This window comes from Variovorax sp. SG517, assembly GCF_013376045.1.
Taxonomy (GTDB): domain Bacteria; phylum Pseudomonadota; class Gammaproteobacteria; order Burkholderiales; family Burkholderiaceae_C; genus Variovorax.
On sequence record NZ_JABMJG010000017.1, the window covers coordinates 14992 to 37737 of the forward strand.

General features: G+C 65.8%; 22 protein-coding genes. 7 read left to right on the top strand and 15 right to left on the bottom strand.

Going from position 1 to position 22746, the window contains the following annotated elements; genetic code table 11:
• Positions 1 to 8: 8 nt before the first annotated feature.
• Positions 9 to 377: a type IV secretion system protein VirB3 gene (locus FHT32_RS33165; protein ID WP_176668787.1), complete on the bottom strand. Its 369-nt coding sequence runs from the start codon at positions 375 to 377 to the stop codon at positions 9 to 11.
• 11 nt (positions 378 to 388) lie between these two features.
• Positions 389 to 655 carry a TrbC/VirB2 family protein gene (locus tag FHT32_RS33170; protein WP_371132311.1) on the bottom strand — a complete coding sequence of 89 codons (267 nt, stop codon included), beginning with the start codon at positions 653 to 655 and terminating at the stop codon, positions 389 to 391.
• A gap of 959 nt (positions 656 to 1614) precedes the next feature.
• On the opposite strand from FHT32_RS33170, the gene FHT32_RS33175 reads away from it, so the two are divergent.
• The gene (locus FHT32_RS33175; RefSeq protein ID WP_176668788.1) at positions 1615 to 2406 is read left to right on the top strand and encodes a ParA family protein; all 792 of its coding nucleotides are present in this window, start codon (positions 1615 to 1617) and stop codon (positions 2404 to 2406) included.
• Complete coding sequence (locus FHT32_RS33180; RefSeq protein WP_176668789.1) at positions 2403 to 3305, top strand: ParB/RepB/Spo0J family partition protein; 903 nt, start codon at positions 2403 to 2405, stop codon at positions 3303 to 3305. Before FHT32_RS33175 ends, FHT32_RS33180 begins: the two co-directional genes overlap by 4 nt.
• Positions 3306 to 3318: 13 nt before the next feature.
• Here FHT32_RS33180 and FHT32_RS33185 read toward each other — a convergent pair whose 3' ends face one another.
• Positions 3319 to 4305, bottom strand: a complete 987-nt coding sequence (locus FHT32_RS33185; RefSeq protein ID WP_176668790.1) for a helix-turn-helix domain-containing protein — start codon at positions 4303 to 4305, stop codon at positions 3319 to 3321.
• 323 nt (positions 4306 to 4628) lie between these two features.
• Here FHT32_RS33185 and FHT32_RS33190 point away from each other — a divergent pair, with 323 nt between their 5' ends.
• Positions 4629 to 5339 carry a LuxR family transcriptional regulator gene (locus FHT32_RS33190; RefSeq protein WP_176668791.1) on the top strand — a complete coding sequence of 237 codons (711 nt, stop codon included), beginning with the start codon at positions 4629 to 4631 and terminating at the stop codon, positions 5337 to 5339.
• A gap of 35 nt (positions 5340 to 5374) precedes the next feature.
• Here FHT32_RS33190 and FHT32_RS33195 read toward each other — a convergent pair whose 3' ends face one another.
• The 12 genes from FHT32_RS33195 to FHT32_RS33250 form a co-directional block, all read right to left on the bottom strand.
• Positions 5375 to 5971 carry an acyl-homoserine-lactone synthase gene (locus FHT32_RS33195; protein ID WP_176668792.1) on the bottom strand — a complete coding sequence of 199 codons (597 nt, stop codon included), beginning with the start codon at positions 5969 to 5971 and terminating at the stop codon, positions 5375 to 5377.
• Between the two features lie 109 nt (positions 5972 to 6080).
• Positions 6081 to 6944 (bottom strand): DMT family transporter, encoded by an 864-nt coding sequence (locus tag FHT32_RS33200; protein ID WP_256099263.1) that lies wholly within the window; start codon positions 6942 to 6944, stop codon positions 6081 to 6083.
• Positions 6937 to 9363 (bottom strand): aminodeoxychorismate synthase component I, encoded by a 2427-nt coding sequence (gene pabB / locus FHT32_RS33205; RefSeq protein WP_218088534.1) that lies wholly within the window; start codon positions 9361 to 9363, stop codon positions 6937 to 6939. The genes FHT32_RS33200 and pabB overlap by 8 nt, the downstream gene beginning before the upstream one ends.
• Positions 9360 to 10394, bottom strand: a complete 1035-nt coding sequence (locus FHT32_RS33210) for a tyrosine-type recombinase/integrase (RefSeq protein ID WP_176668794.1) — start codon at positions 10392 to 10394, stop codon at positions 9360 to 9362. The genes pabB and FHT32_RS33210 overlap by 4 nt, the downstream gene beginning before the upstream one ends.
• 198 nt (positions 10395 to 10592) lie before the next feature.
• Positions 10593 to 12056: an amidase gene (locus tag FHT32_RS33215; protein WP_256099264.1), complete on the bottom strand. Its 1464-nt coding sequence runs from the start codon at positions 12054 to 12056 to the stop codon at positions 10593 to 10595.
• Positions 12057 to 12089: 33 nt separating this feature from the next.
• A complete protein-coding gene (locus tag FHT32_RS33220; RefSeq protein WP_176668795.1) occupies positions 12090 to 12842 on the bottom strand; it encodes an SDR family NAD(P)-dependent oxidoreductase in 753 nt (250 codons plus the stop codon).
• A 10-nt stretch (positions 12843 to 12852) separates the two neighbouring features.
• Entirely contained in the window at positions 12853 to 13614 is a 762-nt protein-coding gene (locus FHT32_RS33225) for an SDR family NAD(P)-dependent oxidoreductase (protein WP_176668796.1), read from the bottom strand.
• Positions 13611 to 14444: a polysaccharide deacetylase gene (locus FHT32_RS33230; RefSeq protein ID WP_176668797.1), complete on the bottom strand. Its 834-nt coding sequence runs from the start codon at positions 14442 to 14444 to the stop codon at positions 13611 to 13613. The genes FHT32_RS33225 and FHT32_RS33230 overlap by 4 nt, the downstream gene beginning before the upstream one ends.
• A gap of 82 nt (positions 14445 to 14526) precedes the next feature.
• On the bottom strand, positions 14527 to 15318 hold the full coding sequence (locus tag FHT32_RS33235; RefSeq protein WP_176668798.1) for an ABC transporter permease: 792 nt from the start codon (positions 15316 to 15318) through the stop codon (positions 14527 to 14529).
• Positions 15315 to 16166 (bottom strand): ABC transporter permease, encoded by an 852-nt coding sequence (locus FHT32_RS33240; protein ID WP_176668799.1) that lies wholly within the window; start codon positions 16164 to 16166, stop codon positions 15315 to 15317. Before FHT32_RS33240 ends, FHT32_RS33235 begins: the two co-directional genes overlap by 4 nt.
• Entirely contained in the window at positions 16163 to 17269 is a 1107-nt protein-coding gene (locus tag FHT32_RS33245) for an ABC transporter ATP-binding protein (protein WP_176668800.1), read from the bottom strand. The genes FHT32_RS33240 and FHT32_RS33245 overlap by 4 nt, the downstream gene beginning before the upstream one ends.
• Positions 17270 to 17312: 43 nt before the next feature.
• Positions 17313 to 18338 (bottom strand): ABC transporter substrate-binding protein, encoded by a 1026-nt coding sequence (locus FHT32_RS33250; protein ID WP_176668801.1) that lies wholly within the window; start codon positions 18336 to 18338, stop codon positions 17313 to 17315.
• A 159-nt stretch (positions 18339 to 18497) separates the two neighbouring features.
• Here FHT32_RS33250 and FHT32_RS33255 point away from each other — a divergent pair, with 159 nt between their 5' ends.
• From FHT32_RS33255 to FHT32_RS33270, 4 genes are all read left to right on the top strand, one after another.
• Positions 18498 to 19163, top strand: a complete 666-nt coding sequence (locus FHT32_RS33255; protein WP_176668802.1) for a MarR family winged helix-turn-helix transcriptional regulator — start codon at positions 18498 to 18500, stop codon at positions 19161 to 19163.
• 288 nt (positions 19164 to 19451) lie between these two features.
• On the top strand, positions 19452 to 20597 hold the full coding sequence (locus FHT32_RS33260; RefSeq protein ID WP_176668803.1) for a transporter substrate-binding domain-containing protein: 1146 nt from the start codon (positions 19452 to 19454) through the stop codon (positions 20595 to 20597).
• 15 nt (positions 20598 to 20612) lie between these two features.
• On the top strand, positions 20613 to 21212 hold the full coding sequence (locus FHT32_RS33265) for an ANTAR domain-containing response regulator (protein ID WP_176668804.1): 600 nt from the start codon (positions 20613 to 20615) through the stop codon (positions 21210 to 21212).
• Positions 21213 to 21469: 257 nt separating this feature from the next.
• Positions 21470 to 22717, top strand: coding sequence for a transporter substrate-binding domain-containing protein (locus tag FHT32_RS33270; protein WP_218088535.1), 1248 nt, complete (start codon positions 21470 to 21472; stop codon positions 22715 to 22717).
• Positions 22718 to 22746 lie beyond the last annotated feature (29 nt).

Genomic DNA, 22746 nt, shown 5'->3' on the forward strand with positions numbered 1-22746 from the left:
TCCGGATGTCAGATCACCGTTGCCGGCGCTGCCCGGCCGCGGCGGCGACCCCGTCCACCGGGCAGGTCCAGCGCCAGCGGGCTGTATGAATTGGCGCGCCAGTACCGCTGGTTGCCGGCGACCATGGCCGGCAGACGCGTGCGCCCCCAGAGCTGCAGCAGATCGAAGAAGCGCGGCTCGCACAGGCAGACCAGGTAGAGCATCCCGTGGATCGGGACGAAGGCCATAAGCCAGGCAAGGTTCTTCGTCACGATGAACGACTCCGTCGTGACGACGATGTTGAACATCATGGCCGAATAGGTGACGCCCCAGACCATCGATGGCCGGGTCATGCCCACGAACAGCGGGTCGGCAACGATGCCTTGGTTGCGACTCATGGTGCCTGCCCTCAGACCCCGAAAAGACCCCGGATCCAGGACACGATCTGCGGGCCGCCGAAGACCAGCACCGTGCCGATGACCACGGCGACCATCCACCACCAGCTCAGGCGTCCGAACCAGGCCATGGCGCCCGAGACCATGACGGCGACGGCCGCCAGTGGCGTCAGGATCGCCACGAGCTGCTGCTGCGTGGCGTTTGCGCCGGTTGCGAACGGACTGCCCGCCAGCGCGGCATCGGGAACGGCAATCGCGAGGAGGGGGAGGAGCCAGGGCACGATCCCGCACGCAAGAGGCTGATCGCACCTGGCCCCCAGGGCTCGCATTCCGGTCGGCCTGCCCGCTGCAGTGGGATCGGGCCGAGCCGCATGCCGCGCATTCGGAGCCGGGCGACCGATCGCGCGGCGCCTTGGCGAAACGACGGGTGGGATCGAACGGAGGACCATGGCATTACTCCTGCGGGTCTGGGCGGGCGCCACGGGCGTCTTGGCCCGACGCGCTCAGGTTGGCTGCAGACGCCCCCGGCCGGCGGCTGCGGTAGACGTCCCACCAGGGTGTCGATGCCGGGCGTTTGTCAGCACCGACGCGATGGCCGTCGGGCCGCGCGGTCGTCGGTCTGGCGGCCGCGGAACCGGGTGCCTCGAAGGTCGCGGAGGCGATCTCTCTCCGGAGGGCCGTGATGTCCTGAAGAGTGCGCAGGCGTTGTGCATCGGCTTCGCTCGCTGCAAGGGGGGCGGATGCCGCCGTGCGTTCCTCCGGGCGACGCGTGAGGCTTTGCAACTGCGCCTCGGCCTTCCTCAGTTCCTCACGCAGGATCTCGACACGCTCGCTGTCGCGGCCGGCCTGCACGGCCGGAGCGACGCGGTGGGGCGAGGATGGCAGCGCATGTGCGCACAAGAGGCCGGCCTGCAAGGCGAGGGCAACGACTGTTCGCAGGCGAGGCAGGGGGGCTGGCCGGCTTTCGCCGGTGGCCTGGTCGTGGGAGACAAACCTTGCTCGCATGGGCGAACTGTTCACCTTGAGCGGCGCGCCTGTCGACTATCACTTATGACAGTGGAACTGCAGGAATTCGAGGCGCCAAATCGCGCGGGCTCCACTTGCGCGAATCCCAGCGATCACGGCGGGCGAGCCGCCGCGAGGCGCGTCAGGCCCCTGGCGCGCGCATCAGACGCACAGTGCGAGCTTTGCCCTGGCGTGACAGGCCAGGTTTCTCCAGTCGATGCGCGAGGAACAAGCCGTGGGCAACGTGGTCGTCTTTGGCAATCAGAAAGGCGGAGTCGGCAAATCCACGCTGGCGGTGCTGTATGCGTGGTGGCTCGCCGAGATCCAGCGTCGGTCCGTGTGCGTGATCGACCTCGACACGCAGGCGAACAGTTCGAAGTCGTTGCGCCAGTTCACGACCGGTCTCGAGGCGTCGCGGCTCTTCGATCAGGCTGCGCCAACCCCATTGCCAGCGGGCGGCCAGGCCGTCTCGCTCGTGGCGAGCAGCAGGTGCATGGCCGATGTCGAGCTTGCGCGGCCCGAGCTGGTGATCCCCGCGTTTCGTCGGAGCGTGACGCGCATGGCGCAGGACTTCGACGCCGTCGTGATCGATACGCCGCCGGCGCTGGGCCTGCGCATGAGCGCGGCCTTGATCGCGGCGACAGCGGCGGTCTGTCCCATTGAGCTGGAGGAGTACAGCATCGACGGGGTCACCGACATGCTCAAGACGATCTTCGGCCTCAGGCAGCGCCACAATCCGCAACTGCGGCTGGCCGGCATCGTTCTGAACCGGTTCAATCCGCGTTCGCTGCGACAGAAGGCGGCGATGCAGGAGCTGGCGGAGAACTTTCGGGAGTTCGTGATTCCGGCGAGGATCTCGATCCGCTCCGCGATTCCCGAGGCATTGGCCGAGGAGATGCCCGTATGGCGCCTGCCCAAGACCGCGGCGCGCGAGGCAAGTGCCGAGCTGATGAGGGTTTTCGAGCTGCTGCAGCAGCGCATCGACTGCTCCTGCGGCCCGGCACCTGAGCGCGAGGTGTGGGCATGAAGGGGCAGGGCAGCCTGGATCTGAGCGTGCTGTCCCAGTTCCGGGCCGCCGACCTGCTGGCAGTCGAGCCCGCGCATCCTGCCCTGGGCGAGCCGAAGGCGGTGGCGCTGCATCGCATTGAGCTGGATCCTTCCCAGCCGCGCCGATGCCTGCGCGACGATAGCCTGGAGGAACTGGCGGAGTCGATCCGACTGTACGGCGTCCTGGAACCTGTTTCCCTGCGGCGCCATCCCCGGCACGAAGACCGCTACATCGTCAATCGCGGGGAACGCAGGGTGCGGGCGGCGCGGCGGGCAGGCCTTGCCGCCATACCCGCCTTCATGGACGAGCGCTGCGATCCGTTTGCCCAGGCGGCGGAAAACCTGCACCGCGAGGACATGTCGCCCTTCGACCTGGCCGCTTTCATCGCCGAACGGGAAAGCGCCGGCTATTCGCGCGCGGAGATCGCGCGCCGTCTGGGCAAGCCCCGCTCCTTCATCACGGAGGCGGCCAGGCTCAACGATGCACCTGAAGCGCTGCGCCAGGCAGTCGAGCAAGGGCGCGTGGGGGCGGACGTCCGGGCGCTGTATCAGCTGGTGACTGTTGCACGCGAACGGCCTGAGGAATTACAGGCGTTGCTGGCACGCGGTGGCCCGATTGGACGGGCACGTGTCGACGAAATGGCCGGGCGCTCGGGATCTTCCGGGCCGAAGATCCCGACAGCACCAGCAGTGAATGCCACGGGCAGGCGGGCCAGCGGCGGGCGCACGGTGCTGATCGTGGAACACGGCGGGCGCCGCGGATCGCTGCGCATCAAGGCGTGCGACGGCAATGTGGGAGAGGTCCGCTTCGGCGATGGAACCCAAGCTTTGCTGCCACTGTCGCAATTGCAGCCCGTGTGCTGGGCGACCGAGGAATGAGGCGGGACCTGGGCTACGAGCGCGGCGGATCGCCTGGCGGCCCGTGGCGCTGCCGGTACTCCAGCGGCGTCATCTGCAGGCTGCGCAGGAACGCCCTGCGCATCACTTCCTGCGACCCATAGCCGCATTGCGCGGCAATGGTCTTGAGCGGGAGCTCGCTGGTCTCGATGAGACGCCGAGCCGCCTCGAGGCGCAGCCGGATCACCCCTTGCGCCGGCGTGACGCCGGTCTCGCGTCGGTAGAAGCGGGCAAAGGAGCGCGAAGACATGTGGACTTGCCGCGCCATGGCGGCGACACTGATCTTTTCGCTCAGGTGCGCCTCGATCCATGCGTGCAGCGTGACGATGCGCGGGGCGAGAGAAAGGCATTCGTGCCGCATGCGGCGGTAGCGCTTCTTGCCGTAACGGTGGCTGTGTCGTCCGCGCAGTCGCAACGCGACGGTGTCCGCGAACTGCCTGCCGCAGTCCTGCTCGATCCACGACAGGGCCAGATCCACGCCCTGGTTCGCATCGAAGTTCTGCCAGCCGCGCGCGGCCGCACGGATCGTGAAGTGAGCGGGAGACTGCACGTCGGCGACCGGTGTCGTCGGGAGCGCGGACGTGCGGGGTCGTCCCAGGCGGATCCGGGGCATCAGCGGCAGCAATGTCTTGCTCCCGAGCAGGGCGCAGCGCCTCAAGCGGCGTCGGCCGTTCGACAGCCACGCGCGCAGGCGCTGCATGCTTGTAGAACCATCCTCCACGGGGGCCTCATCGGGCATGCCGCTGAGAACGAGCGAGTTCGACGGGCCCGCCAGCTGCGGCGGCGGCAGTCTGGTCGAGAGTCCCACCCCGCCCGAACCCACGACATGACCGCCCTGGAGCGAGGTCAACCGGACGCCGTAAGCGGCGAGCCGGTGGTGACGCCTTTTTCGCAGGGCATTGGCGGCCTTGAACACGGCCATGATGCCGAGCACGTCGGCGAGCAGGAACCCGGGAAGCAGCAGGAACCAGACTTTGTGCATTGTTCAGGGCCACCGTCTCCATGTTGGAATCGATCCGCGCCTTGACCTACGCAAATCCTTGTGGGCCCCCGGGGCCCGCGTGATTGGCAGGATTGGTGGTCAATTTTGCTCACACGGGCGGCGCGCAGCTTCTAGACTTTCGAGCGCTGCGCCGCTGACGCGCCGCACCGGGCGCCATGTACATGCACAGACCGGTGCCGGCGCGGTTGGTTCCGCCGCCGGCGCGTGCGCCCGCCTGCCGCTCGTGGCGCAGGTCGACCCCGATGCGATGTCGACCGCGCGCGCACGCGCAAGGGAGGTGCCGTCGACCCAGGAAGAGCACCATGAATGATTGGACACAGGATGTTGTCGGCCGATTGGCCGAGGCGCGCGAGCCGGCCCAGGTGCTCGCGCAGATCAGCGCGGCAGCTAGGTCGCTCGGCTTCGAGCACTGCGCTTACGGCCTGCGCGTCTTTGTGCCATTCACCCGCCCCGAGACCTGGATGCTCAGCACCTACGACGAACGCTGGAGCAGGCGCTACATGGATGCGGGGTATCTCGAGATCGACCCCACCGTTGTCCACGGGGTGCGCAGCCGCGAGCCTCTGGTGTGGAGCGATGAGCTGTTCCGGGGCGCGGCGAGGATGTGGGATGAAGCGCGCTCGTTCGGCCTGCGGGTGGGGTTGGCGCAATCCGTCTTCGAGGCCGATGGGCGCGTGGGCATGTTGTCGCTCGCGAGGTCGAGCGAGCCTCTGACTTCCGCGGAGATGCGGACCAAGGACCCGATGCTCCAGTGGCTGGTGAGCGCGGCCCATCGCGCTTTCTGCCGCTGCTGCGGTTCGAGTCCGCTTGCGGGACTCGAACCGCTCACGAGCCGCCAGATCGAGATACTGCGCTGGACTGCCGATGGCAAGACGAGTGACGAGACCGCGGAGATTCTTGGCCTTTCCAAGACGACCGTGAACTATCACATCAGGAATATCATGATTGCCTTGCGTGTGAACAACAAGAACTCTGCCGTGGCGCTCGCTTCGCGTCTCGGGATCCTGAACTGACGATTGCTGCGGCGCCTGCTTGGCTGTGCGTGCGCTCATCGGGTGGTGTCGACGCAGCGGTCGGGGCGTGGACGCCAGGCCTTGTCGACGTCGATGTAGCAGGCGAACAGGTACGTGCCGTCGATCAGTACGGGCGGCGCTGCGCGGTGGGCCCTCAAACCCGCGCGGCGCAGGATGCGCTCGACGCCCAAGGGCGAGACGGAGATCAACCGCTGTCCGCCATGTCCCGCGACCGCCTGCATCGCCACGCTCAGCATGTCCAGTGCCAGCGACGATCCGTGGGGATCTTCGCTCGGCCCGAGCCGGGCGACGTCGACGGCGGCGAACCTCGACAGCTCCCAAATGTGCGGGGAACATGGTGCGGGAAGATCGCCCAGCAGTTGCGGGAAGACGCTGGCGAGCAGGTAGGGACGGTGCGTGGGCAGCAGGCGGCTCGTGCCGACGATCAGTCCCTGCGGATCTCGCGCGATCAGATAGATCGTGTCTTTCCGATCGAACTCGTCGAGTTCGAACCGGCCGCGCGTATCGAGCTTCCAGCCCAGCTTCTCGACAAAGACCTGGTGGCGGTAGCGCGCCATGTCGAGCAGCACTCCTGCGGAGAATGAATCGACGGTTCCTGCGATGATCTCCATGGCACCACCTCTTGTTGCTCGGGGTTCAATTACAGCCTGATGACGCACGCAGGGACACTGACAGAGTTGATAGGGCGCGGCCCGCCCGTGCAGTTGTTCGGTCCTGTGTCTACGCTCTACGCGCGGACTGGATGGTGAAGGCGCCGGCCACGAGGATCATGACGACGCCGACGGCCGCGATCGGCTGCGGCACGTCGCCCCAGATCGCGTACCCCAGCAGCATGGCCCAGAGGATGAGGCTGTAGCGGAAGGGAGTGACCACGGACAGGTCGACGCCTCGGCACGCAGCGATGAGTGCGTAGTTGCCGAGCGCTGCGCAGCCGGCTGCGGCCGCCAGTGCAGCGAGTTCACTTGCTCCGGGTGAGGCCCACTGCTCCGAAACACCCAGCAGCCCTCCGGCGATGCACACTGCGATCGTGGTCGCGACCGCGATGGTCGCCGAAGGGACCGCGGCGGGAATGCGCCGCGTCACCACGTCGCGAGCCGCCAGCGAGGCGGCGCACACGAGGGCCCACGCATAACCGGCGAAGGCGACGTCGAACCCCATGGCCGGCCGGATCACCAGCAGGACGCCGATGAAACCTGCCGCGGTCGCGATCAGCCGGCCTTTGCTCCAGGGCTCCCAGCCCAGCACCATCGTTATCACCGCAATCATGAGTGGAGCGGTCATCATGAGCGTGCTGACCGTCGCGAGCGGCGCGAACGTCAGGGCGAGCACGGACGCCAGCGCGGTGGTCACCTCCAGAGCGCAGCGCACGCCGACGATCGGTCGCAAGGCAGGCTTCCAGCCGCGCCAGGCCCCTCGGGCAATGCCCAGGAGAAGGACGCTGGCGAAGACGCCCCGCACGGCCAGAACCTGGCCGGGCGGCAGGCTGTGCGTGGTCAGTTTGACGCAGGCATCGTTGAGCACGTAGCAGCCCATGGCCACCAGCATGAGGCCAATCCCTCGGCGGTTGGCATCCGCGCTAGCCATTGTCGGACGGCGGGTGGTCCGTTGCTTCGCCTCCTGGCGCGGGGGAAGTGGATTGCGGCAGCTGCGCTGGCGTGGACGCGGTGGCCTCTTTCGCGGCCGCTGTGCCCGGCCGGGTCCCCAGCTGTGCCCCGCAGCGCCTCAGCACGTCCCAAAGCGCCTGTGCCTTGAGCACGATCTCCTCGACCTCCGCGTCCGGGTCCGACATCGCGACAATCGCGCCGCCCGCACCGATCGAGAGCTTGCCGTTGGCGATCACCATCGTGCGGATCACGATGTTGAGCTGCGCGGCGCCGTCGAACGAGAGATAGCCGATGCTGCCCGAGTAGATGCCGCGCGCGGCACCCTCGAGCTCGTCCAGGATCTTCATCGTGCGCACCTTGGGAGCACCGGTCATGGAGCCGCCCGGGAACGCGGCGCGCACGCAATCCACGGCTCCGAGGTCTGCACGAAGCCGACCGCGGATCGTACTGACCAACTGGTGCACGGTGGCGTAGGTCTCCACGGCGAACAGGCTGGGCACGTGGACGCTGTCCACCTCGCACACCCGGTTGAGGTCGTTGCGCAGGAGGTCGACGATCATCAGGTTCTCCGCGCGCGTCTTCTCGTCGGCGACCATCGCCTCGGTGACCACGAGATCTTCCGACGGCGTGGTGCCGCGCGCGGCTGTGCCCTTGATGGGCTTGGATTCGACCTCTCCGCTGCGCGATATGCGAAGGAAGAGTTCGGGGGACGCGCACAGGACGCTGCAGCCGCCCGCGCGCAGATAGGCCGCATAGGGTGCGGGGTTGCGCTTGCGCAGGACCCGGTAGATCTCCAGCGGATGGGTAAGCCCCTCGCCGACCAGCTGGTTCGTGAGACACACCTCGTAGGTTTCGCCTTGCAGGATCTCGTGCTGGCTGCGAAGAATCAGGTCGCGGTAAGCGCCGAGATCGATGCGCCATGCCACGGAGCGCAATCCGACGGCGGCATCGTGGGAGGAATTGCCGGCAGAGTCTTTGGCGCCAGGCCCTGCAGCGCTGAGGAGTTCCTGCATCCTCTGGATCCATTGCCGGTTCTCGTCGCACAGCGCCGATTGATCCAGGCAGACGATCCAGACCTGTTGCTCCATATGGTCGAAAGCGAGGAAGCGATCGGCAAGGATCCAGGTCGCGTCGGGCGTGTCGGCGTCGTGCGCGCGCGCACCGTCGAGTTCCCGCTTGAGCTCGTAGCCGAAGTACCCGACGAATCCTCCGGTGAACTCGAAGGGCAGTTCGATGCCCGAAGGCGGCTGCCTGGGGATGTGGTCGCGCAGGTAGTCGAAGATGCTCTCGCCGCGCATCTGCACCGTGCCGCCGCGCCGCACCTGCAATTCGCGCGGAGCCGTGCGGTAGACCAGCACCTGGCTGCGCGGACCGCTCGCATCGCCCATGAAGGAAAAGCGTGCGCGTCCCGCTTCGGCAAGGCTGCTGTCGAGCCAGAAGGCGCAGTCGCTCTCGCCGAAAGCCTTGATGAACACCGATTCGGCATCGGCTGCGGTGTCGAGGCATTCGGCATGCAACGACAGCGCCTGAGGGCCTTCGAATCGTAGCGTCTGACCGATGCCGTCGCGCGATTCGCGCCGCTGCGCCTGTGCGAGCCATTCCTCGCTCAATTCCCTGAAGTTGCGCAGCAGCCGCGCGCCGTACTCCGTGCAGATCGATTCGGGGTGGAACTGGACGCCCCACCACGGAAGCGAGACGTGGCGCAACGCCATCAACGTGCCGTCGGCCGTCCAGGCCAGCGGCTCTAGGCTGGAGGGAAGCTGTGTCACCGCCAGCGAGTGATAGCGCACCGCCTCGAAACGATCCGGAATGCCGCGAAAGAGGCCGCGCTGCGTGTGCGAGACGCGGTCAAGGCGCCCGTGCATGGGGCGCATCGCAAGGTCGACGCATGCACCGCAATGATGGGCGATCGCCTGGTGGCCCAGGCACACGCCCAGCACGGGCTTTCTGGAGCGTTGCAGCGCATCCGCCGAAATGCCCAGGTCTGCAGGACGCTGCGGCCGCCCGGGACCGGGCGAGATCACGATGTTGTCAAAGGACAGGCGCTCAACCTGATCCCAGCGCATCTCGTCGTTGCGCACCACGATGGGCGGTTGCGCGTTGGATGCTGCAAGGTACTGGTAGAGGTTGTAGGTGAACGAATCGTGGTTGTCGATCAAGAGGGTGCGCATCGGCGGCTCCTGGGCACTTGGCGGAGCTCGCATCGTTGGGCAACGCCGTGATCGACGCCACTGAGCTATTTGCCAGTTGCCTCGGCCCCGATTCGCGAGGTAGGCCTGCTGCGGCCAGTCCGTGCTGGGAGCCTTCGGGCCGCGCTTCTCCCGGGCGCTGGCGTCTTGCGCCTGATCGCTCGCGAGCAGAGGCGGTCGTGCGCGCCGCTCGCGGGCTCCGGCGATCACACGACGTCGATCACGCCCGGCAGCACCCGCTCATAGCGCTTCATCTTTGCCGCCTCGATGCCCAGCCAGGCCGCCACCTGCTGTGGCGACGTGCCACGTCGCAATTGACGCAGAGCGAAGGTGTGCCTCAGGCGGAACGAGCCGCCTTCGCGCGAATCCGTGCCGGCTTCCTCGAGCACGCGTTTCGCGCATTCGTACTGGGAGGGTTTCTGCCACTGCTTGCCGGTGCGCGTGGAGGGGAACAGGAAAGGCCCGACGATGCCGGCGTCCTTGCGCACGGTGAGCCAGTGCTGAAGCAACTCTGCGGCCCAGGGCGCGATGGGGGTCTCGCGCGCAGGTGAGTTGCCGTTGCCGGGGACCAAGAGCTTCCATGGGCGTTCCCTCACACGGCCGGCATGCGAGATCGGGGACGCCAGCGTCAGTGCGCGCACGTCCCCTGGCGTCAGGCCCGCGCCGAGCTGCAAGCCGACTGAAGTCCTGTTGCGCACTTCCTGCCACGTCATCGCGGCCTGCGTGTCCCGCGAAGTCCCCGGCCTGGGCCGCGCGGCGGACAGGAAGGCGATGAGTTGCCGGGCCTCTCCGACGGAGAGGTAGTCGGGCAACGGATCGGCATGCGCGGCATCGGCGTACCGCATCTCGGGGTTCGCCTTGATCCAGTCCGCTGCGGCCGTGTTGGGCTGGGCGTCATTGCGTGAGGCGTGGTGGCGCAGGACCCGATCGATCAACCGCATCAGGCGCAATGCATATCGGGGCGTGAGGGACAGATCGGAGGTCTTGCGGCCGAACCGGGCTGCCTGGAAGGCCTGCAGATCGGGTAGGTCTACGCAGGGCAGGGTGACCACCGGGACCTGCCCGAGGCACCATGCCGAGAACGCTTCCCACATGTCCTCATACACGGCCACCGAGCCCTCGCGGCGAAGCAGTCCGGCGCCACGCAGGTCAGCCAGCCAGGCCTCGAAGGCTTCTTTGAAGATGGCCGCATGTTGCGGGGGCGGGGCGTCATCGAAAAGGGAGAGGGTCAGATCTGCCATCGAGGAAAAGAGCGTCGGCGGAATAAACATACTAACGGCATCCGCTTCCTACTTGATGTGGGAATGCATGAATTGCTGTACACAAAGCGAGAGGCCAGCTTTATTAACGAGGCATCCCGTTAGTATGTTTTCTTCGGGCGGCCTTCTAGGGGCATGAGGAGCCTGTACCGGTGGTTCAACTTCCGTGAAGGCCACAGGTCATGGGGTGTCGTCGAGCACCAGCACTTCGTGGATGTCACTGGCCGCGTGACCTCCCGTCTTCAGACCGCCGCCAAACACGTGTGCTTGGCCGACCACGCGCTCTATCAGCCCTGCGATGGCGAGCAGGTAATCGTCGTCGTACCAGCGTCCCGCGAGCTGCAGTCCAATGGGCAGGCCGCTCGAACTTCTCCCGCAAGGCATCGACAGCGCCGGATGTCCGGTGAGGTTCATCGGGTAGGTGTACGGATACCACGCGCCACGGATAGTGCCGGCGGGTCGGCCGGCAATCTCGATCTCGCCGCTCACGTCCATGTCGATGGGCAGCGGGGGCGCAGATACCGTCGGAGAAACCAGCACGTCGAAGCGCTCGAGCAGCGCTTGCAACTCGCCAAAGCACCGGGTCTTGGCGAAGGTCGCGTCGTGCAGATCCACCGCGCTGTGACGGCGCCCCTTCTGCACCGCATCGATTAACGTCGCATCGAGCCGGTTTCCGAAGCGCTCGAGGTTGGCACCCACCCGCGCTGCCAGCATCGACTGCAGCACCACCAGGAAATGGCGCTCGAGCGCGACGAAGTTCAGCAGCACGTCCTCCACGATCGCGCCTTCGCGCTCCATGGCCCGCACGGCAGCGGTGGTCACGGCTTCGACCTCCGAATCGACCGGGTTACCCGCCGTGGGAAGCCACGCCACGCGCAGGCCTCGCAGCGACACTGGTGTCGCACGCCGCGGCATGGGTCCCCCCAGGCCGTAGGGGTCGCGCAGATCGAAGCCCTTGATCACGTCGAACAGCAACTGTGTGTCGGCGACGTCGCGCGCCATCGGACCAGTGAAGGAATTCGCGGAAAACAGATCGGGCGCCTGGAGGTTCGGCACCACACCGAGCGAGGCCTTGAGTCCGACGATGCCGCAGCATGAAGCGGGAATGCGGATCGACCCACCGCCGTCGGTGCCCAGCGCGAGCGAGCCCATGCCTGCAGCCACGGCCACGGCCGCGCCGCTGCTAGAGGCGCCCGGGGTATAGCGCGGATCGATGGGACTCAGCGTTCGTCCGAAGATTGGCGCGGCGGCGACCTGTTTGTGGCCGAACTCCGGCGTGGTTGTCTTCCCGATGAGGATGGCGCCGGCCGCCTTGGCGCGTGCCACGGCGACGGCATCCTCCTTCGGGACGAAGTCCTCGTAGATGGCCGACCCCATCGTCGTGCGCACGCCCGCGGTCAGCGTGAGGTCCTTGACCGAGTACGGTACGCCATGCAGCGGTCCGAGCATCTCGCCCTTCATGACCGCCGCCTCCGCCTGGCGCGCGGCTTCGAGGGCCTGCTCGCCCGTGACGGTGATGAAGGCATTGAGTTCGCGTCGCCCATCGATGCGATCCAGTGCCGAGCGCACGGCCTCCACGGGAGAGGCTTCCTTGTTGCGGATCAGCGCGGCGAGATCACGCGCGTGGTGGTCCATCAGGTCCATGTTCGTATCCTTGGAGCAGCAGGTATGGAAGGCTCAGAGCATCCAGCGGCCGCCGTCGATCAGCAGCGTCTGGCCGGTGATGAAGCGTGCTTCTTCGCTGGCCAGGAAGCGCACCGCAGCGGCCACGTCCTGGGGCGAACCGACGAAGCCCGCCGGGGTGTCGGCGACGATCCTCTTCAGGACTTCGGGCTTGAGCTTGTCATGTGCGCGCGTGCGTATGGCACCGGGGCACACGGCATTCACCGTGACGCCATGCGGGGCGAGCTCACGTGCCAGCGAGCGTGTGAAACCGACCACGCCCATCTTCGCGGCGGCGTAGTCGGCGAGGCCCACGTCGCCCGCGAAGGCGGCGTCGGTGCTCATGTTGACGATGCGCCCGAAGCCGCGGGCCTTCATGCCGGGCGCGATGCGGCGAGAGGCGCGCATTGTTGTCAGAAGCGACACCTCCAGCACGAATCGCCATACGGTCTCTTGCGATTCGACGAACAGGCCGCCGCGCTCGCGCGCGCTCTGGCCGACGTTGTTGAAGAGGATGTCCACCGGCCCTATGTCTTCCTCGACCTGGCCGAAAAAGGCAGAGACCACCGCGGCGTCGGTGCAGTCCCCTGGCACGCGCAGGCAGCGCGCCGCCATGTCCGGGTGCGCAGCCAATTGTTGGGTGAGCGGTGCGCAGTCGAGGTCCAGTACGGCGACGCGCGCGCCCTTGTCGAGGAGGTCGAGCGCGGCGGCTGCGCCGATGCCCTGGCCGCCTCCGGTGACGACGGCGATGCGTTGGTCGAAGCCCATGCCTGCCGCCTCAGTGGAAGGTGCGGCCGCCGTCGACGGCCAGCGCGGTGCCGGTGATGTAGCTGGCGCCGGGGCCGCTCAGGTAGAGCACGGCCTCGGCCACTTCCTCTGGTGCCGCCACGCGACCGAGCGCGTAGCGCTGCCGGATCTCCTCCAGTGCGCCCTGTGGATCCTCTGCGTGCTCATAGCTGCTGCGGAACAGCGGCGTGTCGATGGCGCCGGGACATACCGCGTTGACCCGGATGCCGTCGGGTGCCGCCTCGATGGACAGCGCCTTGCCGAACATGATGACGGCCGCCTTCGTCGCGCAGTATGCCGTGCGGTTCGGCAGCGGCCTCAGCCCCGCGCCGGAGGAAATGTTGACGATGCTGCCGCCTCCGGCCGCGCGAAGGTGCGGCATGGCGGCGCGGCACGTCAGCATCGGGCCTGTGAGATTGACCGCCAGCGTGCGGGCCCATTCGTCGTCGCCGGTCTGTTCCAGCGGCTTGAGCGAATCGACACCGGCCGAGTTCACCAATGCATCGAGGCCTCCCAGCCAGTGGACGGCATGGTTCATTGCGGCCGTCACGGCCTGAGAGTCTGTGACATCGCACACCAGCGGCAACGCGGCGTCCCCCAGGGCTTGGGCGCTGGTCTGCAGCCGCGATGCATCATGGTCGAGCAATACGGTGCGAGCGCCCCGCGCCAAGGCCAGGCGGGCCACTGCGAGCCCGATGCCGCTGGCGCCGCCGCTCACGACGAAACGCCGGGGCGCGGAGGCTGCGGTGCTCATGCCGGTACGGCCGGGGTGGCCGCCTTCAGGCGCGGGCGCATGTCATCGGAGATGCGGTCGCAACGATCGATCCATACCTCAGAGTGGGCCAGCGCGTGCTCGATCAATCCTTCGAGCACTTTCAGCCGCGATGGCTGGCCGATGATCTGCGGGTGCATGCCGACCATCATCATGCGATCCTCGGCGTAGAGCATGTCGAACTCGCTCTTCCACGCCTCCAGCGCGGCAGAGGGTGCTTGCAGCGTGCGGCCAGGCAGCGTGATGGAGTACTGGAAGAAGGGCGCGTCGTCGAGCACCCAGCGAAAGGGCAACTCCACGATGTCGGTACGCTCGCCCCCGATCTCCAGCAGGTAGGGCGAGTCATCGTCGAAGAAGTTCGAGGAATAGTCGAAGCCGTATTCCTTGATGAGATCGAGCGTGATGCTGCTGAACTCCGCCGCCGGGGAGCGCCAGCCCCGCGGGCGGGCGCCTGTCAGGCGCGTGAGCGTCTCCATGCCGCGCTCCATTTCCTCGCGCTCCTCGGCCGGGCTGAGGCTGACGATCCAGCGATGGCTGTAGCTGTGATGGGCCACCTCATGGCCCTTGTCGACCACCTCGCGCACCAGCTGGGGATGCTTGTCGGCCACCTCACCGGGGATGAAGAAAGTGCAGGAAATGCCATAACGCGCCAGCAATGCGAGGATGCGCGGCATGCCCACCTTCCAGCCATAGGCGCCTTGTGACATGAGGATGGGGCGCTTTGCGTTGCCGGGATCGCGTCCGGTCCACATGGTCTCCGCGTCGAGATCGAAGGTCAGCATGAGCGGGAAGCCTTTGCTCGTGGTCGGCATCAGAAAACTCCTTGGGCGGATGTCGAGGTGAACGACATGAGGGCGGGGTGGGTCGACGAGGCGGGGGAAGCGTCCGGGCGCCTCAGACGTGCTTGTGAAAACCTGTCCATCGCTCGGCCAGCAGCAGTGCGACGCCGGTGGCCACGATCAGCAGGGTGGATACAGCCGCCACGCTCGGATCCACCCCCTGTTCGACGGAGGTGAATATCTTCACGGGCAGCGTGGTCTGGCTCGCCGACAGCAGGAACACCGAGACCGGCACGTTGTCGAGCGAGGTGATGAAGGCGAAGAGACCGCCCGCGACGAGGCCGGGCTTCACCAGTGGCAGCGTCACCAGGCGAAAGCTCGTGAGGCCGTCGGCGCCGAGCACGCGCGCCGCATCTTCGAGCGACTCGTCGACCGCAGCGAGGCTGCTGAGGCTGGCGCGCACCACATAGGGCGCCGTGATGACCACGTGCGCGATCCAGAGCCCGAACGAACTGCCACGCAGGCCGGTGATCGTGTAGTACTGCAGCAGCGCGACGCCCAGCACCACCGATGGCAGGATCAGCGGCGCCATGAACAGGGAGGTGAGCGCCGCTGCACCTGGCACCATGCGGCGATGGATGGCGTAGGCCGCGACCAGTCCCAGCACCAGGGCGGCGGCGGTCGAGGCGCCTGCCAGCCACACGCTGGTCCAGGCAGCGCTGAGGTATTCCGGATCCCGCAGCACGACGTCGAACCAATGGAAGGTAAGACCCTTGGGCGGGATCGTGAGATAGGCGGTCCTGCTGAAGGCGGCCAGCATCACCACCAGCACCGGCACCTGGAGGAACATCACCACCGCGATGGCGGTGGCCGCGAGCAGCGGCATCTTCCTGTTCTCGAGGTTCATGCGTGACCTCCCCAGCGCTTGAGCACGCGGCTCGAAAGGCCGATGACCGCCAGCGTCAGCAGGGTCAGGGTGAAGGACATCGCGGCGCCCGCCGGCCAGTCGAGGGTCTGCAGGAAGTCGTCGTAGATCAGGGTCGCCATCACCTTGTAGGTGGGGCCTCCCAGCATGCGCGGCGTGACCAATGCGCTGATGGTCAGTACGAACACCAGGATCGAGCCCGACAGGATGCCGGGCGCGCTCATCGGCAGCGTGACCGACCAGAACACGCGCAGCCGGCTCGCGGCCAGCGTGTACGCGGCAGCCTGCACGTCCTTGGAGATCGCCTGGATGGCAGGCACCAGCATCAGGACCATGAACGGCAGGAAGATGTGCGACATGCCTACGAGCAGGCCGAAGAGGTTGAACATCATCTTGATCGGCCGCTCGATCAGACCCATGTCGATCAGCAGGTTGTTCACCAGGCCGCGGTTGGCCAGCAGGGCGATCCATCCGAAGGAGCGAACCACCAGGTTCAGGAGCATCGGAAAGATCACGAGCATGGTGAGCGCGAGGCGCATCTTCGGCCCCGCGGTGGCGATGTAGCAGGCCAGCGGATAGCCCATCAGCAGACAGATCAGCGTCACGCCGAAGCCCAGCACCAGGGTGCGCACGACGACCTCGCGGTAGTACTCGTCGGTGACGATGCTGGTGTAGTTGGAAAGCGTCCAGGCCGAGGAGATGCCCGTGCCCGGCTCGTACGGATGCAGGCTCAGCGGCACCATGAGCAACACCGGCGCGACGAAGGCCAGCAGCAGCAACAGGAGCAGCGGCGACGCCAGCAGCGCACCATTCGCCTTGCGCGCCGTCATGGCGCAGCCCGTACGCCGGCGGGAGCGGCAGGCGTCACGTAGACATGCTGCGGGTCGATGCTCACGCGTGCAGGCGCGTCGACCGACAGCCCCGCATGCGGGCCATTGGTGGCAGCTTCGGCAAGGAGTTCGATGCCGTCGAATGAAAGCAGGTACTGCACCCGTGCGCCGACGAAAGAGCGCATGGCGACGCGGCCCGACAGGGCATGCGCGTGCGAGGAAGGCGTTTCGCCGAAGCAAATGTCCTCTTGGCGGATGACCACGTCCACGGGGCTGCCGGGCGCCAAGCCGTCCGCGCCCGACGCCGCGAGCACGGGACCGTCGTCGAGCTGCACGCCGGCACCGCCCGACGGCGTGCGCGCAACCCGGCCAGCGAGGCGATTCGGTCGGCCGATGAAGCTTGCAACGAAGCCGGTGGCAGGACGGTGGTAGATGGCTTCGGGTGTGTCGAATTGCTGCACAACGCCGTGCGCCAGGACACACACGCGGTCGGACATCGACATCGCCTCGCCTTGGTCGTGCGTGACGAACAGCGTGGTGATGCCGACCTCCCGCTGGAGGCGCTTGAGCTCGATCTGCATCTCGTCGCGCAGCGAGGCGTCGAGATTGGACAACGGCTCGTCGAAGAGGAGGATGCTCGGCCGCGGCGCAATCGATCGCGCCACCGCCACGCGCTGCTGCTGGCCTCCGGAGAGTTGGCGCGGCATGCGGTCACCCAGCGCGGACAGGCGTACATCGGCCAGCGCCTGGTCCACGCGCCGCTTCAGTTCGTGGCCCTGCACGCCCTGGCGTCGCAGCCCGAAGGCGACGTTCTCGAACACGCTCATGTGCGGGAACAGCGCGTACGACTGGAAGACCAGGCCGATGTTGCGCTTGTTGGTGGGCAGCGCCGTGATGTCGCGGCCGTCGACCAGGATGCGCCCGCTGGTGGGCTCGATCAGGCCGGCCACCATGCGCAGCACGGTCGTCTTGCCGCAGCCCGAGGGACCGAGCAGCGAGATGAATTCGCCGTCGTGCACGCTGAGGGAGACCGACTTGGCGGCGGTATGAGCGGTAGGGCCCGGGTAGTGTTTCTCGAGACGATCGAGCGTGAGTGCCGGCATGGCAGTCGGTCCAGGAGTTGGTGTGCAAGGCGTCGCGAAAGCTTCAGCGGGCAACCTCGCGCTGCCAGCGCTTGGTCCAGTCGGGAAGCGACTTGGCCACGACCTCCGGGTCGGGCAGCCACAAGTTGTCGAAGGTCTCCTTGTACGGAACGATCTTGGCAGCCTTGTCGCTGAGCTTGACCTGTGTGTTGACCGGGCCTGCGTACTTGCGTTCGGCGAAGCAGGTCTGCCCTTCCTTGGACAGCACCTCGTCGATGTACTTGAGCGCAAGCGCGGGCGATTTCGCACCCTTGGGTATCACCAACGCAGGCAGGATGCCCACAGCACCTTCCTTCGGGTAGACGATGGCCAACGGCAAGCCCTTGTCGATGGCGGAGCCAGCGCGATCGGGATACCAGACGGCCGCGGCGATCTCCTGGCGCTCGAAGAGCGACACGATCTGGTCGGCCTGCGTGTAGAGCGTGACCGAGGACTTCGCGATCGGCTTGACGGCCGCGAAACCCGCGTCCATGTTCGCGAGCGTGCCGCCCTTCATCCTGTTGAGCGCCATCAGGAACTGCGAGCCTGAGGTGCCACTGATGTCGCCGATGGCAAGTCGCCCGTCGTACTCGGGCTTGGCGAGATCGGCCCATGAGGAGGGGGGCGTCTTGATCTGCTTGGTGTCGTAGACGATGACGGTCGCACCGGTCATGAACACCACGTACTGCCCGTCCTTGTCGAGCGCACGCGGAGAGATCTCAGCGGCGTTGGCAAGTTTGGCTTTGTCGATGGTCTCCAGGAGCCTCTCGTTCTTGAGCTGCGCTGCGAGCGAGTTGTCGATGTAGACCATGTCGAAGTCGGACTTGCCGCCCGTGGCGCGGATCGAGGCCGCAAACTGCGAAGAGCTGCCGAGCTTGAGCGAGACCTTCGCGCCGGTTTTCTTTTCGAACGAGCTGATGTGGCAGGTCTTGGAGTCATCGGCGAACGAACCGCCGAAGATACCAACCACGAGCTCCTCGGCGTGTGCTGCACCGGCGAACACGGCGGCGACAAAGCCGGAAACGAGACAACGCGAGAACGTGCTTTTCATGAAGAGCTCCTGTAGGGCCGAGGGCCTGATGGCTGCGTTGGAATTCACTTTATCTTTCACGAAAGATAAATGCAAGGCATTTAAGATAGGGACCAACCCGAGCCGTTTCACTGCACCAAAATGGCGGTGCAGTCGCATCAACCATGAGAGAAAGACGTCATGCCGCACAAGAAGGAAGCATCGAATCGACGTTCGCCCCAGGCCGATGCGCAGCACCGACCCGACCCCTCGGGAACCGCCGGGAGCGCCTTCGTGGATCCGGAGGCAAATGCAGATGTCGACCTGGTGGAGCGTGGCATCCGGCAGTGGCAACGCGAGCGTCCCGATATCGACAGCAGCGGCAAGGCCGTGGTCGGCCGCCTGCTCAGGCTCGAGGAAGTGGTGCTGCGCACACTGAACCAGGTGCTGGAGCCCTTCGAGCTGAAATACCAGGAGTACGCCGTGCTCGCGACGTTGCGCGTGGCCGGTGCCCCTTACCGGCTTTCGCCCTCGCGCTTGCAGAGCACGCTGCTGTTCACTTCGGGCGGCTTGTCGAACCTGCTCAAGCGGCTCGAGAAGGACGGATGGATCAAGCGCTCCATCGACCCGAATGATGGTCGCGGTGTATTGGTCAAGCTCACGGTCAAGGGAATTCGCCTGGCCGACGAAGCGATGCCACGGCATGCGGCCGCGGAATTGCACCTGCTGCGAATGTTCGATGTGTCTCAGCGCAATGCACTCGCAGCTCTGTTGAGCCGGATGATGACCGAGAATGCACCGGAGACGGGGCCGATCCTCGCAGCGGGCAACCCGGTCCCCTCGACGAGCAGCCCTTTACGTGACTGAGACGATCGCGCGGGAAAGAAGACAGGGCGTTCTCGATTCCGCCGGTCTCTGACCTCTTCGTCGTTGACCGCTTCCTGAACGCGGCCGTGCTAGGTCTCCTGGCAATGTCCAGGCCGGTGATCTCCGCCGAGGAATTGCTTTCCGATTTGGCCGCGGCCTGCGCCGTATTCGCGCGAGGCTGCTACAGTAGGGTGGACGAGGTCGCAAAGCCTCGACATTGACATGGAGCAGTGAAGCTCCCAGCGGCCGCCGTGGCCGCTGGGAGCTTTTTTCTTTTGGAGTTCGGAAATGACCAGATCCACAGCACAGCCTTGGCGTGTCGGGGTGCTCTTCTCTTCCACGGGCGTTACTGCGGCCGTGGAACGAACCCAGCAGGCCGCCACCCTGCTGGCGATCGAGGAAATCAACGCAGCAGGAGGGGTGCTCGGCAGGCCGGTCGAGCCGCTGGTCCACGATCCGGCTTCACGCCCTCCGCGCTACCGCGAGTTGGCCAAGCAGCTGTGTGACGAAGCGGGTGTGCCGGTGATATTCGGATGCTATATGTCGAGTACACGCAAGGCGGTGCTGCCCGTGGTCGAGGCGCACCGCGCGCTGCTGTTCTACCCGACTCTGTACGAAGGCTTCGAGTATTCGCCCAACTGCGTTTACACGGGCGCGGCACCGAATCAGAACTCGGTCCAGCTCGTGCGCTACCTGGCAAGCCATTTCGGCAAGAGATTGTTCTTGATTGGATCGGACTACGTATATCCCTACGAGTCCAATCGAATCATCGCGGACCTGTTCAGGCAAGCCGGCGGTGAGGTGCTGGACGAGATGTACATCCCGCTGCGGGTGGCAGACATCGATATGGCCAAAGTCATCCGGCGGATCGAGGTCGCCAAGCCCGACGTCGTCTATTCGACGGTCGTGGGCGACGGCATTGCACGCTTCTACGAGGCCTACCGTGCGGCAGGCTTTGACCCGAATACGCACCCGATCGCCAGTCAGTCGACACAAGAGGCGGAGATCGCCCAGATGTCGCCACGGGCTGCCGCGGGCAGCATCACGGCGGCGCCGTATTTCTCGACACTGCAGACACCGGAGAACCTCAAGTTCGTCGCGGCCTGGCGCAAGCGCTTTGGCACAGGTTTGCCGATCACCGCCTGCGCCGAGTCGGCCTACTTCCAAGTGATGCTCTATGCGCAGACCCTTGAGCGTGCTGGCAGTGATCGGCTTGAAGCGATGCTGCCTCACCTGCACGAACATGAATTTGATGCGCCTCAGGGGAAGGTGCGAATCGATCAGGAAAATCACCACACCTATCTATGGCCGCGTGTCGCGCGCGTGGATGCACAAGGGGTGTTCCAGGTCGTTGACGACCCGGGATTACGGGTCAAACCCGATCCGTACATGTACGAGAGTCGCTTCGACCCGCTGGCGGGGCGTCCGGCGTGAAGGAGGCAGGGCGCCATGACCATATCGTTGCTACGAGAGCTGCCCGAACTCAAGATCGTCGTCGTCCACCCGCCTGACGAGGAAGGAGATGCGCTGGTAAGCCACTTGCGCCGTGTCGGTTGCATGGTCACGACGGCCTGGCCCATGCCCGCCAGCGTGCCCCCCAACGTCGATGTCCTCTTCTTGCTGGTGGAGGGGGAGGCGCGTCATGCAACCGAAGCGTTGCTCAAGACGCTGCCCAGACCTGAGCCGACGGTCATCGCCATCTTGAACTACGAGGATCCCACGACCTTGCAGCTGGTTCTCGAGAGTGCCGCATTTGCGGTGGTGCAAAAGCCAATCAAGCCATTCGGCCTGCTGGCGCATCTTGTGACCGCGCGAAGCCTATGGGCCGAGCGTCAGGCCATGCTCAAGGAAAACCGCAAGCTGCGTCGCAAGATCACGAGCGACCAGGCCATGAGCCGCGCCAAGACGATCCTGATGGCCTCCAAGGGAATCAGCGAGGTCGAGGCCTACCAGGCGATTCGGGCACAGGCAATGGCCAAGCGCCTGTCGATGGAACAGATTGCGAGTTCGATCATCAACATGGAAATCCTGTTGCAACCGCCGCCCTAACTCGTTAGCATGAACGTACCGAGTCGGCGTGCCGATTCGGTGGTCGCATCCCCTTGATATTCAGGCGCCGATGCGACCGGCTCCGGGAACCATGTGTGTTCTCCGTGCCACCTGGCAATGAAGCCCACGCCGCGGTGTAAACCGCGTTGTGGGTTTTTTTTCGCCTGAAACCGACAGTGTTGTCGGCTGGTCCGTTAGTCGAGCTCATCAACCATTCGGCAGCGCATGGTTCGCTGCGTCACGTCCTGAGGTCCCCTATGTTGCAAACCAACCGTCGCCACTTTCTTCTTTCCTCGGCTGCATCCGCGACCGCGCTTGCATCGCCGGCCCTCATTCGGCCTGCGTATGCAGCCGACACCATCAAGGTCGGCGCGCTCTATTCGCAGACCGGCGGACTCTCCATCGTCGAGAAGATGCTCGCCAACGGCGTGCGCATGGCCGTCGCGGAGATCAATGCCGCAGGCGGTGTCATGGGCCGCAAGGTCGAGGTGGTGCTCGAGGATGGGGCCTCCGATCCGAAGACTTTCAACGAGAAGGCTTCCAAGCTGATCACGCGCGATCGTATCGAGACCGTTTTCGGCTGCCATACGTCGGCGAGCCGCAAAGCGGTCCTGCCAGTCTTCGAGCGACGCAACGCGATGCTTTTCTATCAGACCCACTACGAAGGCTTCGAGTGCTCGAAGAACGTCGTCTACAGCGGGGCGGTCGCCAATCAGCAGCTGGCCAACTACATCCCTTGGATCGTGGAGAAGCTGGGCAAGAAGAAGTTCTTCATCGTCGGCTCGAACTACGTCTATCCGCGCGAGATGTCCAAGGTCAGCAAGAAGCTGATCGAGCAGGCCGGTGCCAAGTGGATGGCGGACGAGTACCTCGAACTCGGTCATTCCGAATGGGCCTCGGTGGTGCGAAAGATCAAGGAGTCTGGCGCCGACGTGGTGCTCTCGCACGTGGTCGGGGACTCGCTCGTGGCCTTCTACCGGGAATACAAGAATCAGGGGATGTCTCAGGCAGCGGTGCCGATCTGCGCCACGGTGATCAGCGAGATCGAGATTGCAGCAATGGGTGGCGAATATGCGGCCGGCAGCTACACCTCGGTGCCTTACTTCATGTCCATCGACACGCCGGCCAACAAGTCCTTCATCGAGCGCTACCGCAAGTTCGTCAACGACCCGAAGGCCGTCACCTATCACTCGCTCGAAGCCGCGTACTTCCAGGTCTTCCTTTGGAAGCAGGCCGTGGAAGCCGGCAAGGCCACGACAGCCGATGCGATCCGCGCCAACATCGGCGGTCAGAGCTACGACGCGCCCGGCGGCAAGGTTCGCATCGATCCGGAAAGCCTGCACGCATGGGTCACGCCGCGCATCGGCCAATGGCAGGCCGACGGCCAGAGCAAGGTGGTCGATGCCAGTCCCCAGCCGGTTCGCCCGCTGCCGTACTTCGCCTATGGCGAGACCGATGCCAACCTGATCTGCAAGCGAACGGGTGCTGCCCCGGTCAAGGCCTGAGGCGCGCCCGACCTGCAAGGCGCTCGCAT

Coding starts and splice junctions, on each gene's coding strand:
- FHT32_RS33235 (WP_176668798.1), bottom strand. CDS start 15,318: ATGAACCTCGAGAACAGGAAGATGCCGCTGCTCGCGGCCACCGCCATC.
- FHT32_RS33230 (WP_176668797.1), bottom strand. CDS start 14,444: ATGCCGACCACGAGCAAAGGCTTCCCGCTCATGCTGACCTTCGATCTC.
- FHT32_RS33265 (WP_176668804.1), top strand. CDS start 20,613: ATGACCATATCGTTGCTACGAGAGCTGCCCGAACTCAAGATCGTCGTC.
- FHT32_RS33260 (WP_176668803.1), top strand. CDS start 19,452: ATGACCAGATCCACAGCACAGCCTTGGCGTGTCGGGGTGCTCTTCTCT.
- FHT32_RS33200 (WP_256099263.1), bottom strand. CDS start 6,944: ATGGCTAGCGCGGATGCCAACCGCCGAGGGATTGGCCTCATGCTGGTG.
- FHT32_RS33220 (WP_176668795.1), bottom strand. CDS start 12,842: ATGGGCTTCGACCAACGCATCGCCGTCGTCACCGGAGGCGGCCAGGGC.
- FHT32_RS33195 (WP_176668792.1), bottom strand. CDS start 5,971: ATGGAGATCATCGCAGGAACCGTCGATTCATTCTCCGCAGGAGTGCTG.
- FHT32_RS33255 (WP_176668802.1), top strand. CDS start 18,498: ATGCCGCACAAGAAGGAAGCATCGAATCGACGTTCGCCCCAGGCCGAT.
- FHT32_RS33240 (WP_176668799.1), bottom strand. CDS start 16,166: ATGACGGCGCGCAAGGCGAATGGTGCGCTGCTGGCGTCGCCGCTGCTC.
- FHT32_RS33245 (WP_176668800.1), bottom strand. CDS start 17,269: ATGCCGGCACTCACGCTCGATCGTCTCGAGAAACACTACCCGGGCCCT.
- FHT32_RS33165 (WP_176668787.1), bottom strand. CDS start 377: ATGAGTCGCAACCAAGGCATCGTTGCCGACCCGCTGTTCGTGGGCATG.
- FHT32_RS33180 (WP_176668789.1), top strand. CDS start 2,403: ATGAAGGGGCAGGGCAGCCTGGATCTGAGCGTGCTGTCCCAGTTCCGG.
- FHT32_RS33215 (WP_256099264.1), bottom strand. CDS start 12,056: ATGGACCTGATGGACCACCACGCGCGTGATCTCGCCGCGCTGATCCGC.
- FHT32_RS33225 (WP_176668796.1), bottom strand. CDS start 13,614: ATGAGCACCGCAGCCTCCGCGCCCCGGCGTTTCGTCGTGAGCGGCGGC.
- FHT32_RS33210 (WP_176668794.1), bottom strand. CDS start 10,394: ATGGCAGATCTGACCCTCTCCCTTTTCGATGACGCCCCGCCCCCGCAA.
- FHT32_RS33270 (WP_218088535.1), top strand. CDS start 21,470: ATGTTGCAAACCAACCGTCGCCACTTTCTTCTTTCCTCGGCTGCATCC.
- FHT32_RS33250 (WP_176668801.1), bottom strand. CDS start 18,338: ATGAAAAGCACGTTCTCGCGTTGTCTCGTTTCCGGCTTTGTCGCCGCC.
- FHT32_RS33190 (WP_176668791.1), top strand. CDS start 4,629: ATGAATGATTGGACACAGGATGTTGTCGGCCGATTGGCCGAGGCGCGC.
- FHT32_RS33185 (WP_176668790.1), bottom strand. CDS start 4,305: ATGCACAAAGTCTGGTTCCTGCTGCTTCCCGGGTTCCTGCTCGCCGAC.